The sequence below is a fragment of the Maritimibacter fusiformis genome (genome assembly GCF_008086115.1).
GTDB lineage: Bacteria > Pseudomonadota > Alphaproteobacteria > Rhodobacterales > Rhodobacteraceae > Muriiphilus > Muriiphilus fusiformis.
The window spans coordinates 1-13,920 of sequence record NZ_VSIY01000003.1 but is presented as its reverse complement, the minus strand read 5'-3'; the positions used below and the strand labels follow the sequence as shown (position 1 = coordinate 13,920).

The 13,920-nt window shown below is 67.6% G+C and carries 13 protein-coding genes and 1 pseudogene; 6 read left to right on the top strand and 8 right to left on the bottom strand.

Annotated elements, in window-relative coordinates; translation table 11 throughout:
- The first annotated feature begins 116 nt into the window (after window positions 1-116).
- Window positions 117-590 carry an SRPBCC family protein gene (locus FVF75_RS00800; RefSeq protein WP_148375846.1) on the top strand — a complete coding sequence of 158 codons (474 nt, stop codon included), beginning with the start codon at window positions 117-119 and terminating at the stop codon, window positions 588-590.
- Here the strand turns inward: FVF75_RS00800 and FVF75_RS00795 are convergent.
- Window positions 587-1,006, bottom strand: coding sequence for an OsmC family protein (locus FVF75_RS00795; RefSeq protein ID WP_148375845.1), 420 nt, complete (start codon window positions 1,004-1,006; stop codon window positions 587-589). The genes FVF75_RS00800 and FVF75_RS00795 overlap by 4 nt on opposite strands.
- Window positions 1,007-1,068: 62 nt before the next feature.
- Window positions 1,069-2,337 carry a cation:proton antiporter gene (locus tag FVF75_RS00790; RefSeq protein WP_148375844.1) on the bottom strand — a complete coding sequence of 423 codons (1,269 nt, stop codon included), beginning with the start codon at window positions 2,335-2,337 and terminating at the stop codon, window positions 1,069-1,071.
- A 96-nt stretch (window positions 2,338-2,433) separates the two neighbouring features.
- Between FVF75_RS00790 and FVF75_RS00785 the strand changes: the two genes are divergently transcribed.
- Window positions 2,434-3,324: a DMT family transporter gene (locus tag FVF75_RS00785; protein ID WP_148375843.1), complete on the top strand. Its 891-nt coding sequence runs from the start codon at window positions 2,434-2,436 to the stop codon at window positions 3,322-3,324.
- Here the strand turns inward: FVF75_RS00785 and FVF75_RS00780 are convergent.
- The 6 genes from FVF75_RS00780 to FVF75_RS00755 all read right to left on the bottom strand — a co-directional run bounded on the left by FVF75_RS00780 (window position 3,302) and on the right by FVF75_RS00755 (window position 9,720).
- The gene (locus FVF75_RS00780) at window positions 3,302-4,063 is read right to left on the bottom strand and encodes an endonuclease/exonuclease/phosphatase family protein (RefSeq protein WP_148375842.1); all 762 of its coding nucleotides are present in this window, start codon (window positions 4,061-4,063) and stop codon (window positions 3,302-3,304) included. The two genes, FVF75_RS00785 and FVF75_RS00780, sit on opposite strands and share 23 nt — an antisense overlap.
- 108 nt (window positions 4,064-4,171) lie before the next feature.
- Complete coding sequence (locus FVF75_RS00775; RefSeq protein ID WP_148375841.1) at window positions 4,172-5,578, bottom strand: protein adenylyltransferase SelO; 1,407 nt, start codon at window positions 5,576-5,578, stop codon at window positions 4,172-4,174.
- Window positions 5,579-5,624: 46 nt separating this feature from the next.
- A complete protein-coding gene (locus FVF75_RS00770) occupies window positions 5,625-6,563 on the bottom strand; it encodes a nucleoside hydrolase (protein WP_148375840.1) in 939 nt (312 codons plus the stop codon).
- Between the two features lie 9 nt (window positions 6,564-6,572).
- Window positions 6,573-7,373, bottom strand: coding sequence for an exodeoxyribonuclease III (gene xth / locus FVF75_RS00765; RefSeq protein WP_148375839.1), 801 nt, complete (start codon window positions 7,371-7,373; stop codon window positions 6,573-6,575).
- Between the two features lie 72 nt (window positions 7,374-7,445).
- Window positions 7,446-8,624: a BaiN/RdsA family NAD(P)/FAD-dependent oxidoreductase gene (locus FVF75_RS00760; RefSeq protein ID WP_148375838.1), complete on the bottom strand. Its 1,179-nt coding sequence runs from the start codon at window positions 8,622-8,624 to the stop codon at window positions 7,446-7,448.
- A gap of 148 nt (window positions 8,625-8,772) precedes the next feature.
- Entirely contained in the window at window positions 8,773-9,720 is a 948-nt protein-coding gene (locus tag FVF75_RS00755) for a radical SAM protein (protein WP_148375837.1), read from the bottom strand.
- Between the two features lie 212 nt (window positions 9,721-9,932).
- Between FVF75_RS00755 and zwf the strand changes: the two genes are divergently transcribed.
- The 4 genes and pseudogenes from zwf to FVF75_RS17685 form a co-directional block, all read left to right on the top strand.
- Window positions 9,933-11,387, top strand: a complete 1,455-nt coding sequence (gene zwf / locus FVF75_RS00750) for a glucose-6-phosphate dehydrogenase (protein ID WP_148375836.1) — start codon at window positions 9,933-9,935, stop codon at window positions 11,385-11,387.
- On the top strand, window positions 11,384-12,061 hold the full coding sequence (gene pgl / locus FVF75_RS00745; RefSeq protein ID WP_148375835.1) for a 6-phosphogluconolactonase: 678 nt from the start codon (window positions 11,384-11,386) through the stop codon (window positions 12,059-12,061). Before zwf ends, pgl begins: the two co-directional genes overlap by 4 nt.
- 5 nt (window positions 12,062-12,066) lie before the next feature.
- The gene (gene pgi / locus FVF75_RS00740) at window positions 12,067-13,680 is read left to right on the top strand and encodes a glucose-6-phosphate isomerase (protein WP_148375834.1); all 1,614 of its coding nucleotides are present in this window, start codon (window positions 12,067-12,069) and stop codon (window positions 13,678-13,680) included.
- Window positions 13,681-13,790: 110 nt separating this feature from the next.
- Window positions 13,791-13,920: pseudogene (locus FVF75_RS17685) on the top strand (IS1595 family transposase); the annotation flags it as partial.

Here is a 13,920-nt window from a genome sequence, read left to right as displayed (position 1 = left end):
CGAGGATTTCGAGCCGATGGTGGTTCAGGTCGGTTGGGGCGGTCCGGTCGCGCAGTTGTGCGTGCGACTGCGGCGCGTTGGCGCTAGGCTGCATGTGACAACCGGAAAGGCAGTTCATGGACCTCGACCCCGACACCGACCTCAGTTTTACCCGCAACCTCAAGGCCCCGCGCGGCCTGATCTGGGAATGCTGGACCACGCCCGCGCATATCCTGCACTTCTTCATCCCCGAACCGCACCAGGTGACGGATTGCGACATCGACCTGCGCGTCGGCGGGCGGTTCAACACCACCTTCAACGTCGAGGGCGACGAGATGAGCAACCGGGGCGTCTTTCTCGAGATCGTGCCGGAGCGCAAGCTGGTGTTTACCGACACCTATACCGAGGGCTGGAAACCCGCGCCGGACCCGTTCCTGACCTCGATCCTGATCCTCGAGGACGATGCGGGCGGCGGCACGCGCTATACCGCGATCGCCCGCCACCGCTCGCCCGAGACGCGCAAGCAGCACGAGGACATGGGGTTCTTCGACGGCTGGGGCATCGTGGCCGACCAGCTTGACGCCTATGCGCTTGGGCTGGCGCGGGGTTAGGCGCCGGTCTCCACGATCTCGAAATCGTGCGTCAGCGTCGCGGTCGCGGCCATCATCGCCGAGGCCGAGCAATACTTGTCGACCGACAGCGCGATGGCGCGCTCGACCCTGGCCGGGTTGAGCCCGCGCCCCTTGACGATGAAATGCATGTGGATGCGGGTGAACACCTTGGGGTCGGTGTCGGCGCGGTCGGCATCGAGCGCGACCTCGACGCTGTCGACCGCCTCGCGGCCCTTCTCGAGGATCGAGACCACGTCATAGGCCGAACAGCCGCCGGTGCCGATCAGGACCAGTTCCATCGGGCTTGGCCCGGGCTTCTTGCCGTCGCTGCCGGCCGCGCCGAAGGCGATCTTGTGGCCGCTGCCGGCGGTGCCGACAAAGCTGCGTTCCTCGATCCATTTCACGCGAACGTCCATCGTCATCTCCCGTATTCGTGCCGGTCAGGGGTAAGGCGGCGGCGGGGCGATGGCAACCGTGCTCAGACCAATTCGCGCTCGCGCCCGAAGCGTTTGGCGACGCGCGCCACGCTCAGCCCCTGCACGATGATCGAGAACAGCACCACGACATAGGTGGCGGTCAGGATCAGGGGTTTCCATTCGCTGTCCGGCAGCGCCAGCGCCAGCGCGACCGAGATGCCGCCCTTCAGCCCGCCCCAGGTCATGATCGGGATCACCCCGTCGGAAAACCCGCGAAACGGCTTGAGCAGGACGACCGGGATCGACACCGCCGCCAGCCGCGCGACCAGCGCCAGCCCGACCGCCAGCGCCCCGGCGGTCAGCGTGTCGAGGGTGAAGGCGATGGCGAAGACCTCGAACCCGATGACCAGGAACAGGACCGCGTTCAGGATCTCGTCCACCAGTTTCCAGAAGGCATCGACATAGCGGCGAGTCTCTTCGCTCATGCCGTGCCGGGTGCCGACATCGCCGATCAGAAGCCCGGCCGAGACCGCCATGATCGGGGCCGACACATGCAGCGCCACCGCCAGCTCATAGCCGCCGAAGGCCAGCCCCAGCGTCAGCAGCACCTCGAGCGGGTAGTCGTCGATCCGGCGCATGACGCGAAACACCAGCCAGCCCAGCGCCACGCCCAGAACCGCGCCGCCCACCGCCTCCTTAAAGAACAGCCGGGCTGCATCGGCCAGCCCGCCGCTGCCGTGGACGGTCTCGGAATGGTCGCCGGTGATCGCCGGAAACGCCAGCCCGACCAGCACCAGGTAGACGACATAGCCGACCCCGTCGTTGAACAGCGATTCGCCCGCGATCTTGATCTCCAGCGATTTGGGCAGGCTGGCGCCGCGCAGAACCCCCAGCACCGCCACCGGGTCGGTCGGCGAGATCAGCGCGCCGAACACCAGTGCCACCAGAAGCGGCATGCCGGTGATCCAGGAAAACCCGACCCCCACGATCAGCGTGGACAACCCCACGCCCAGCGTGGCCATCAGCGCGACGACCAACCATTGTTCGCGCAGGTCGGCCAGTTTCACATGCAGCGCGCCGGCGAACAGCAAAAGGCCCAGCATCCCCTCGAGCAGCGTGTCCGAGAAATGGATCGACCGCACGAAGGCCCGCGCCTCGTCGTCCATCGAGAACGCCGGGATCAGCGCGTCGAGCCCCAGCACCGCCAGCGACGACACGAAGGCAACGACCAGGATGCCGATCGAGGACGGCAGCTTGAGAAAGAAGTAGTTGATCGCGCCGAACGCGCCCGCGAGCACGATCAGCAGCGACGCGATCTGGAGGATGTTCATGGACCGTCCCGGGGTTGCAATCGGCTCAGGCTAGCACGCGGCGTCGGGCCGGGAAACGGGTTGACTTCGCCGGGCCGGGCCCATCCTCTCGCGATCATGGAAGAAAAACGGAATCTCGACGGCTTTGGCGTCGTGCTCCTGGTGCTGGCGGCCACGGTGATGGGCACCAACCAGGCGATCATCAAGCTGGTGAACGACGGCCTGCAGCCGGTCTTTGCGGCCGGGCTGCGCTCGGCGGGCGGGACGCTGCTGGTGCTGGGCTGGATGCTGATGCGCGGCCAGCGGCTGGATTTCAGGCCCGGCACGATCCGCGCCGGGCTGTTGATCGGGTCGCTGTTCGGGCTGGAATTCCTGCTTCTGTTTCTCGCGCTCGACATGACGACGGTGATCCGCACCTCGGTGATCTTCTATTCGATGCCGGTCTGGCTGGCGGGGGCGGCGCATTTCCTGCTGCCGGGCGAGCGGCTGACTGCGGCCAAGGCGCTGGGGCTGGCGCTGGCGTTTGCCGGCGTTGTCTGGGCGATCGTCGACCGCGGCGGCGTGGCGGGCGAGGCCAGCCTTCTGGGCGATCTGTTCGCGCTGGGGGCGGCGCTGGCCTGGATGATGCTGGTGCTGGTGGCGCGGATGTCGCCATTGCGCGTGGTGTCGTCGAACATGCAGATCTTCTGGCAGGTGCTGATCTCGACCCCGCTCCTGCTGGGCGCGTCGGTGTTTTTCGGCCCCTGGGTGCGTGACTTCGAGCCGGTGCATCTGTTCTGGGTCGGCTACCAGATGGTGGTGGTGGTCGCGGTCGGGTTCCTGGTGTGGTTCTGGCTGCTCAACCGCTACAAGGCCGCGCCGGTGGCCTCGTTTTCCTTCCTGTCACCGGTGATCGGGGTCGCCGCCGGCTGGCTGTTCCTGGATGAGCCGCTGACCGCATCGCTGGTGGTGAAGCTGGCGCTGGTGGCGGTCGGGATCGTGTTGATCAACCGGCCAGCGCGGCGCTGAGGGCGCGGGGCGAGGCGTGCTGTGACAGCCGCTCGTCAGGCTTGCAGGTCAACTCTGCCGGGGCCGGGGGCAGGTCGATGTCGGCCCAGACCGGCAGGTGATCCGAGGCGACGCGGCTCAGTTGCGTCTCGACCACGCCGGCGCCCTGAAAGCCGATGTCATGGGTCAGTCCGATCCGGTCCAGCGCGGCCACCGGGCGCGCGGCGTGGAAGGAATGGCCGGGCGCGTGCATCACGTAGTCGTCCTGGAATTCCTCAAGCCCGGCATGGGGCGACCATTCGTTGAAGTCGCCCAGCACCGCGGTCGGCAGGCTGCAATGATCCAGCGCGCGGCGGATCTGGCGAAGCTGCCCGTGGCGGTGGCGGCGCATCAGCCCGAGGTGCACGCCGACCACCCGCAGCCGCCCCCCGATCACCGCTGAAACCGCGCCGCGTGGCTCAAGCCCCGGCAGGTCGATCCGCGTCACCTCGCTCACTTCGATGCCCTTGCGCACCAGGATGGCATTGCCATGCCAGCCCAGCGAGACCCGGTTGGTCGCCAGCATCGCAAAGGTGAAATCGGTGTGTTCGGCGATCAGGTGGAAGGGCAGCGCGGTCGGGCGCATGCCGAGCCGCCGGTCGGCCTCCTGCAGCACCACCACATCCGCCTCGATCCCGTTGACCACGTCGATCACGCGGCCCGGATCGCGCCGGCGGTCAAGCCCGACGGCCTTGCGGATGTTGTAGCTTGCAAGTTTCATGCGTGTCCTACTGCTCACCCCCAATATGGGGAGGATGGGCCGCCGAGGGAAGGCCCCTGTTGTCGCGCCAACGCGGATTTGATCGCCGCGCCGGGCCGTTTGCAACGCTCAGGTGCCGCAAAAGGTCTGCTGCACCTCTTCCTCGGGCTTCGGCGGGGCGGCGAAGGCCGCACTGTCCGGGGTGTCGTCGAAGGGCCGCGCCAGCACCGCGTTCAGCGCGTGGAACGGTGCGTAATCGCCGGTCACGGCGGCCTCGATCATCTGCTCGATCCGGTGGTTGCGGGGGATCACGGCGGGGTTGGCGGCGCGCATGGTGGTGGCCGGATCGCCAGGTTCCTGCGCCAGCCGCGCCTGCCAGTCGGCGGCCCAGTCGGCCCAGCCCTCGGTGACATGGGCCGAGGCGTCGCCCTCGGCCAGCGCGCGGAAGGTGTTGGTGAAATCGGCGCCCGAGGCGGACATGGCCTTGAGCAGGCGCACGATCAGGTCTTCATCCTCGGCGCGCGGCGCGGCGATGCCGATCTTGGCCGCGAACCGGGCCAGCCAGGCCGCCCGGAAGGCCGGCGCGAAGCGGTCGAGCACCTCGGTCGCGGCGGTCACGGCGGCCTCCTGGTCGGGGTCGATCAGCGGCACCAGCGCCGAGGCCAGTTGCGCCAGGTTCCACAGCGCGATGTCGGGCTGGTTCTGGAAGGCATAGCGCCCCATCCGGTCGATCGAACTGAACACCGTGGCGCCGTGATAGGCATCCATGAAGGCGCAGGGGCCGTAGTCGATGGTTTCGCCCGAAATCGTCATGTTGTCGGTGTTCATCACGCCGTGGATGAAGCCCACACTCATCCAGTCGGCGATCAGCCTGGCTTGTGCGGTAACGGTGTGAGCGAGCAGGCCAAGCGCGCCCTCGGCGTCCGGCGCGTGGCGGGCAAGGGCGTGATCGGTCAGCGCCCGCAATCCCTCGGTATCGCCGCGCGAGGCCAGTGCCTGGAAGGTGCCGACGCGGATATGGCTGGCCGCGACCCGCGCGAGAATGGCGCCGGGCAGGGATGTCTCGCGATACACGGTCTCGCCGGTGGTGAGCGCCGCCAGTGCGCGGGTGGTGGGGATGCCCAAGGCGTGCATCGCCTCGGACACAACGTATTCGCGCAAGACCGGCCCCAGCCAGGCCCGCCCGTCGCCGCCGCGAGAATAGGCGGTGCGCCCGGCGCCCTTGAGCTGGATGTCGCGGCGGTTGCCGTGGATGTCGATCACCTCGCCCAGAAGCACCGCGCGCCCATCGCCCAACTGCGGCACCCAGTTGCCGAACTGGTGGCCGGCATAGAGCTGGGCGATCGGCTCGGCGCCCTTGGGGATCACGTTGCCCGACAGGTCCTCGGCGGTGATGCTGTCGGGGTCGATGCCAAGCTCGCGGGCGAGCGGGGCGTTGACGGTGATGAGGTCCGGGGCCGCGACCGGAACGGGCGGCTGCGGGGAATAGAGCCGGGCCGGGAGGCGGGTATAGGAATTGTCGAATGTCGCGCGCATGTCGGGGACATGGGGATGCGCCGGGGATTTGTCCAGACGCGGGGTTTCAGGGCAGGCGGGCCAGCCGTTCGGTCAGCAAATCGAAGAACCCGTCGGCGTCGATGTCGCCTATAAACGTCGCATTCGGCGCGCGGTCGGTCACGCCCCACCAGTCGGCGACCGTCATGCCGCGGGTGAGGTCCGAGCCGGTTTCGATCTCGACATTGACGAAGCGGCCGGAAAAGAGGTCGGGGCGCAGGAGCCAGGCCACGGTGGTCGGGTCGTGCAGCGGGCCACCCTCGGAGCCGTATTTCTCGATGTCGAAGCGTTCGAAGAAGTCGAGCATCTCGGCAGTGAAGCGCCCGGTGCGGGTTCCAAGGCCGCCGAAGGCCGCAAGACGCGGGCGGGTGACCAGGGCCTTGTGCGTGACATCGAGCGGCATCATGGTAATCTTTGCGCCGGAATGCAGCACGATATCAGCGGCTTCCGGGTCGTCGTAGATGTTGAACTCGGCCGCCGGGGTGATGTTTCCGACCTCGAAATAGGCGCCGCCCATCAACACGATCTCGGCAATCCGGCCCGCGATATCGGGGGCGCGGGTCAGGGCCGTGCCCAGGTTGGTGAGCGGGCCGAGGGCGCAGAGCGTGACGCTGCCGGAGGGCTCGGTGCGCAGGGTTTTGACGATGAAATCGACGCCGTGGGCGGCTTGAAGCGGCATCTCGGGTTCCCACAGGTCGGGGCCGTCCAGCCCGGTCTTGCCGTGGACATGCTCGGCGGTGACCAGCGGGCGCGTCATCGGCGCGTCGCAGCCGGCAAAGACCAGGGCATCGGTGCGCCCCGCGACCTCGCAGACGATGCGGGCGTTCTTGGCCGTCAGCGCCAGCGGCACGTTGCCGGCCACGGCGGTGATGCCCAGAACCTCGATCTCGGGGCTGGCCAGCGCCAGCAGGATGGCCACGGCGTCGTCCTGGCCGGGGTCGGTGTCGATGATGATCTTTCGTGTCATGTCAGGGCCTTATGCTGCAAGCTCAATCCAGATCGGGGTGTGGTCCGAGGGTTTTTCGCGCGCCCTTATGTCCTTGTCGATCTGGCAGTCGGTCATGAGGTCGGCGCATTGCGGCGACAACAGGAGGTGGTCGATGCGGATGCCGTCGTCGCGCTGCCAGGCGCCGCGCTGGAAATCCCAGTAGGTGTAGAGGCCGGGTGCCCCGGTGCGGGCGCGCAGGGCGTCGGTCAGGCCGAGGTTCGTGAGGCGGCGAAACGCGGCGCGGGTCTGGGGCAGGAACAGGGCGTCGTCGCGCCAGGCTTCGGGGCGGGCGGCATCCTCGGCCTGGGGGATGACGTTGAAATCGCCGGCCATCAGGAAGGGCTGTTCGCTGGCCAGGAGGTCGCGGGCGCGGGCCTCGAGCCGGGCCATCCATTTGAGTTTGTAGTCGTATTTCGGCCCCGGCGCGGGGTTGCCGTTGGGCAGGTAAAGGCCGCAGATGCGCACCGCCGCATCGCCGACCACGGTGGCCTCGATATAGCGCGCCTCGGTGTCGTCCGCGCCCTCGCGCCCGGCGCCCTCGGCGCCAGGCAGGTCGCGGGTCACATCCTCGAGCGGGTATTTCGACAAAAGCGCCACGCCGTTGAAGGATTTCTGGCCGTGGGTCGCGACGTTGTAGCCCATGTCCTCGAAAGGCTCGCGCGGGAAGCCTTCGTCGACGGTCTTGATCTCTTGCAGGATGGCAACGTCCGGGCGGGTTTCGTTCAGCCATTCGGTGACGGCGGGCAGGCGTGCCTTGATGCCGTTGATGTTGAAACTTGCGATTCTCATCGCCGTGGGCCTCCGGGTCTGTGCCCGCCCATCCTTAGCCGCCCGCTCGCCCCGGCGCCAGCGGTGACGGGTTCACATCGCGGCAATGGCGCGTCCGGCGGCGTCGGCCGAGGCCCAGGCCCATTGGAAATTGTAGCCGCCGAGCCAGCCGGTGACATCCACCGCCTCGCCGATGATGAACAGCCCGGGGACGGTTTTCGACATCATGCTTTGCGAATCCAACCCCTCGGTCGCGACGCCGCCCAGCGTGACCTCGGCGGTGCGGTAGCCTTCCGAGCCGGTTGGCGTGAGGGTCCGGTTTTTCAGGGCGGTCTCAATCTGCATCAGCCGCTTGTCGCTGTGGTCGGCGAGGTTGCCGGTCAGGCCAAGCTCCGGGGTCAGCGCCTCGACCAGCCGGGTTGGCAGGTGGTGGGCGAGATGGGTGGTGATGGCGCGCTTGCCTTCGCGCTGGCGCTGGGCGCGCAGGCTGTCGGCCAGCGCGATGCCGGGGATCAGGTCGATCGAGATCGCCTCGCCCTCGCGCCAGTAGGAGGAAAGCTGCAGGATCGCCGGGCCGGACAGGCCACGATGGGTGAAAAGCAGGCTTTCGGCAAAGCTGGCGCGGGCGTTCGAGGCGATGACGGGGGTAGAGACGCCGGCGAGCGGCGCGAAGCTGTCGCCGAAGGTCAGCGGCACCAGCGCCGGGCGGGTCTCGGTGACGCGGTGGCCGAACTGGCGGGCGATGTCGTAAGCAAAGCCGGTCGCGCCCATCTTGGGGATCGACTTGCCGCCGGTGGCCAGCACCAGAGTCTTTGCTCCGATCTGCCCGGTGGGTGTGGTCAGGCGAAAACCGTCCGGGCCGTGGGCGACGGTACTGACCGGGGTTTGCAGGCGCAGCGTGGCCCCCACGGCCTGCATTTCCTCCAGCAACATGTCGACGATCTGCGTGGATTTGCCGTCGCAGAACAACTGCCCCAGGGTCTTTTCGTGCCAGGCGATGCGGTGGCGGGCCACAAGATCGAGGAAATCGGCAGGGGTGAAGCGAGCCAGCGCGGATTTCGCGAAATGCGGGTTTTCCGACAGGAAATTGGCCGCCGTCACAGCGAGATTGGTGAAATTGCAGCGCCCGCCGCCGGAGATGCGGATCTTTTCGCCCGGCGCGCGGGCATGGTCGAGCAGCAGCACACGCTTGCCGGTGGCGCCGGCCCGGGCGGCGCAGAACAGGCCGGCGGCCCCGGCGCCGATGATCACGCAGTCGTAGGTCTCAGTCATGGCCCCGGGTTGACCACGGCGCGCAGCGCTGGGCAAGGGGCATGTCAGCAGGCCGCAATGCCCATGACGGCGAATTGGCCGAGATGCATCGTGGACCCGGCCAGGGGTTTGTCCATGTGAGTTTCGCTGCAATCAGCGCCGTGCGCTTTCAGCCTGAACACGAGGCGCCGCCCAACACGCAAAAGCGGGCGCAGTGCGGGTGGTTCAGCGCGACCGGGCGGTCGGCCTCGGCCAGTGTCGCGCCAAGGTCGAATTCGGGTGCGTAGGGCAGCAGCGTGCAGGCCACCACCGAAGGCGCCGCGCCCCTGCGTTTCACCACCATGCGCGACGAGGCGCACATCACCGCGTCGGGAGAGGTGTCGAGGATGTCCCAACAGGCTGTGGTGATTTCGGGGACGGGGACGGTTTCGTCCATCTCGGGAAAGATCACGGTGGCGGCGGGATCAAAGGCGTCGATGGCAAAGCCCTCGGCGGCGATCAGGCAGGCATAGCCGGCGCGCGCTTCGGGCTCGGGGTCATGCCAGCGCGCGCGCCCGGCGATGGCAAGCCGTGCGCCCTGCGCCTGAAGCCAGCGCATTCCCTTGAGCGTTTCGGCAAACCCGCCCGGCCCGCGCACCGCGTCATGCTCGGCCTCGGTCCAGTGGTCGAGCGAGACCCGGAAAGTGATCCTGTCGCCGAAACCCTTGATCAGTTGCGCGGTCAGCGCCTGCACCCGCGGGCGCATCATCGGCTTCATCGCGTTGGTCAGAACCAGCACGGAATGGCCCGCCGACAACGCGTCGCGCATCATCGCGGGGAACTCCGGGTTCATGAACGGCTCACCGCCGGTGAAGCCGATTTCGGTGACGGGCCAGCCGAGTGTTTCGACCTGGCGAAGATAGTCGCGCACCTCGGCGGCGGTGATGTATTCCAGCCGGTCGTTGGTGGGCGAGCTTTCGATATAGCAGCCCACGCAGGCGATGTTGCACAGCGTGCCGGTGTTGAACCAGAGGGTTGTCGGATTGGTCAGCGCCACGGTGGCGCGCGGCGAACCATCGGCGGTGACCGCCGGGTCACGGAACTTGCCCGCGTTCGCGTTCGTTACTCGTTGATCCACCTGTCGCTCCGCCTGTGTCTGCCGGTCCAGCAGGGCTACCGCAAGAGCGGCGCGCGGAAAACCCGCTCAACGTATCCGTGACGCGGTTGTGAAGGGCGGCGGGGGTGCTAGACTCGGCCCGGTGAAGAGGATAACAGCGGGGTCGAAACGTGCTCGTTAGCGCTAACGAAGGCAGATCCGGGCGGCAACGCGCCCGGCAACGGAGAAACGACATGGTATCGCGCGTCATCCCGGTCGACCCATTCGACCTGGTCATTTTCGGCGGAACCGGCGATTTGGCCCGCCGCAAGATCCTGCCGGGCCTCTACCTGCGATTCTGGGACGGGCAGTTGCCCGAAACCGCGCAGATCGTCGGTGCGGCGCGCTCCGAGATGTCGGACGAGGATTTTCGCGGCATGGTGCGCGCGGCGATCAACGAGGTCGTCCCGGCGCGCAAATGCGATGCCGACCGGCTGGATGCCTTTCTGAACCTGGTTTCCTATGTCGCGATCAACGCCACGGGCGAAGGCGGCTGGCGCGAACTGGCCGCGCGGATGCGCCCCGACCGGGTGCAGGCGTTCTATTTCTCGGTCGGGCCAAGCCTGTTCGGCGACCTGGCCGAGCGGTTGCACAGCCACAAGATCGCCGGGCCGGGCGCGCGCATCGTGGTGGAAAAGCCCTTCGGCAACGACCTGGCCACCGCCCGCGCGCTCAACAAGACGCTGGCGCTGCATTTCGACGAGACGCAGATCTACCGGATCGACCATTACCTCGGCAAGGAAACCGTGCAGAACCTGATGGCGGTGCGCTTTGCCAACATGCTGTTCGAACCCCTGTGGAACGCGCAATACATCGACCATGTCCAGATCACCGTGGCCGAAACCGTGGGTGTCGGCGGGCGCGGCAGCTACTACGACAAGTCCGGCGCGATGCGCGATATGGTGCAGAACCACCTGATGCAGCTTTTGTGCCTGACCGCGATGGAGCCGCCGTCGAAATTCGACCCCGACGCGGTGCGCGACGAAAAGCTCAAGGTGATCCGGGCACTGGAGCCGGTGCCGGCGCATGACATCGTGCGCGGCCAGTATCAGCCGGGACCGGACGGGCCGGGCTACCGCGAGGACGCGGAAAACCCCGACAGCCGCACCGAGAGCTTCATCGCGATGAAGCTGCACATCGCCAACTGGCGCTGGAACGGCACGCCCTTCTACCTGCGCACCGGCAAGCGGATGAAGGCGCGGGTTTCCGAGATCGTGGTGCGCTTCAAGGAGCCGCCGCATTCGATCTTCGAGGACGACACCGGGCAGAGCGCCAACGAATTGACCATCCGCCTGCAACCCAACGAGGGGATGGACATGACCGTCACCATCAAGGAGCCGGGGCCGGGCGGAATGCGGCTGGTCGATGTGCCGCTGGACATGACCTTTGCCGAGGCGCTGGGCGAAGAAGCCGCGGACGTGCCCGACGCCTATGAACGCCTGATCATGGACGTGATCCGGGGCAACCAGACCCTGTTCATGCGTGGCGACGAGGTCGAGGCCGCCTGGGCCTGGACCGATCCGATCATCGCCGGATGGACGGAACGCGAGGAAAAGCCGCACCGCTACGAAGCCGGGTCGACCGGGCCGGAGGATGCGCTTATCCTGCTGCACCGGGATGGCCGCCGATGGAAGGAACTTCGCGCATGAACCTGATCGAATACGCCGACAGCGAGCTGATGATGATGGACCTCGCCCATATCGTCGCGGGCGAGATCAACCGCAAGCTGATGCACAGCGAACGCGCCTCGCTGGCGCTGCCGGGCGGCACCACGCCGGGGCCGGTGATGGACGCGCTGTCGGCCACCTCGCTCGACTGGGAGCGGGTGGACGTGATGCTGACCGACGAACGCTGGGTGCCCGAGGACGACCCGCGCTCGAACGCGCGCCTGCTGCGCGAACGCCTGCTGGTCGACAAGGCGGCCAAGGCCAATTTCATACCCTTCTGGTCCGATGCCGGCGCGCCCGAGGAATGCGTGCCGGTCGCCGCCGACAAGGTGCGCGCGGCGATGCCCCTGACGCTGGTGCTGCTGGGGATGGGCGAGGACATGCACACCGCCAGCCTGTTTCCGGGTGCCGAGAACCTCGATACCGCGCTGTCGCCCAACGCGCCGCCCCTGCTGGCGCTGCATCCGCCGGGCGTGCCAGAAGCGCGGGTGACGCTGACCGCGCGGGTGATCAACGACGCGATGAACAAGCACCTGGTCATCATTGGCGACGCCAAGCGCGAAGCGCTCGAAAAGGCCCGCGCCTCGGGCGACGGGCATGTCGCGCCGGTGGCGGCGGTGATGCGTGACCTCACCGTGCATTGGGCGAAAGAATAGGCGGCATGGACTGGGACGGGCTGAAACGCCACCGCTCGGGGCAGGGCGATCTGCGAATCGAGACGCTCCTGGACAACCCGTCCCGGGCGCGCGATTTCTCGATCCGCGCGGACGGGCTGCTGTTCGACTACTCCAAGACCACGATGGACGAGGAGGCGCGCGCCGGCCTGTTGGCGCTGGCCGAGGCGACGGGTGTCGCGGCGCGGCGCGACGCGATGTTCAAGGGCCACAAGATCAACGAGACCGAGGGGCGGGCGGTGCTGCACACCGCGCTGCGCGACCCCGGCCCTGACCCCGTGATGGTCGACGACGAAGACGTGCTGTCCGGCGTCCACGCCACGCTGTCGCGGATGGCGGATTTCGCCGACGCCCTGCGCGGCGGTGACCTGTGCGCCCCCGGCGGCGGGCGCTTTACCGACGTGGTCAATATCGGCATCGGCGGCTCGGACCTCGGCCCGGCGATGGCGACGCTGGCGCTGGCCCCCTACCACGACGGGCCACGGCTGCACTATGTCTCGAACGTCGACGGGGCGCATATCCACGACACGCTGGCCCGGCTCGACCCGGCGGCGACGCTGGTGATCGTGGCCTCCAAGACCTTCACCACCATCGAGACCGTGACCAACGCCGCCACCGCCCGCGACTGGCTGGCGCGCGCGGTGGGCGAGGAGGCTGTCGGCGAGCACCTCGCGGCGGTCTCGACCGCCGCCGACAAGACCGCCGAATGGGGCATCGCGCCCGAGCGCGTGTTTGGTTTCGAGGATTGGGTCGGCGGGCGCTATTCGCTCTGGGGTCCGATCGGGCTGGGGCTGATGATCGCCATCGGGCCTGCGCATTTCAACGATTTCCTCGCCGGTGGCCATGCGATGGACCTGCATTTCCAGCGCGCGGTGGGGGCTGACAACATGCCCCTGATGCTGGCGCTGACCGGCATCTGGCACCACCAGGTCTGCGGCTACCCGACCCGGGCGGTGCTGCCCTATGACCAACGCCTCGCGCGCCTGCCGGCCTATCTGCAACAGCTCGAGATGGAGTCGAACGGCAAGTCGGTGGCGATGGACGGGCATTCGCTCGACATCCCCTCCGGCCCGGTGGTCTGGGGCGAGCCCGGCACCAACGGCCAGCACGCCTTCTACCAGTTGATCCACCAGGGCACCGGCGTGGTGCCCTGCGAATTCATGATCGCCGCCGAGGGGCACGAACCCGCGCTTGCCCACCAGCACCGCCTGCTGATCGCCAACTGCCTGGCCCAGGCCGAGGCCCTGATGAAAGGCCGCTCGCTCGAGGCGGCGCGCGCTCTGATGGCGGCGCAGGGGCTGAGCGGGGACGAGTTGGACCGCCAGGCCCGCCACCGGGTGTTTCCCGGCAACCGGCCCTCGGCCATGCTGGCCTACCCAAAGCTCACGCCGTTCGTGCTGGGGCAGATCCTGGCGCTATACGAGCACCGGGTGTTCGTCGAGGGTGCGGTGCTGGGCATCAATTCCTTCGATCAATGGGGCGTGGAACTGGGCAAGGAGTTGGCCCGCGCGCTTGAACCCGTGGTCGCGGGCGACGCGAGTGCCGCGGGCAAGGATGGCTCCACCGCGCAACTGATCGCGTTTGTCCGGGCGGCGCGTTAACCCCGCATCAAGGTTAACGGCCCCGGCCGCAAGCGCGCCGCACCTGCCTTCATCTTGATCCAAGGGTCTATTCCAGCTGAGTGTTCCTGAGAGCATGTTAAGGTGCTCTTATGGCTCAGAAAAACCGCTATCTGTTTCGGGGGAGAATTTCGGAGCGGAAGTTCCGCGATCTTCTGCGTCTTTTTGCGCTCGATATCACGGCCGATCGCGCGGCGGCCCTGACCGGTCTGAACCACAAGA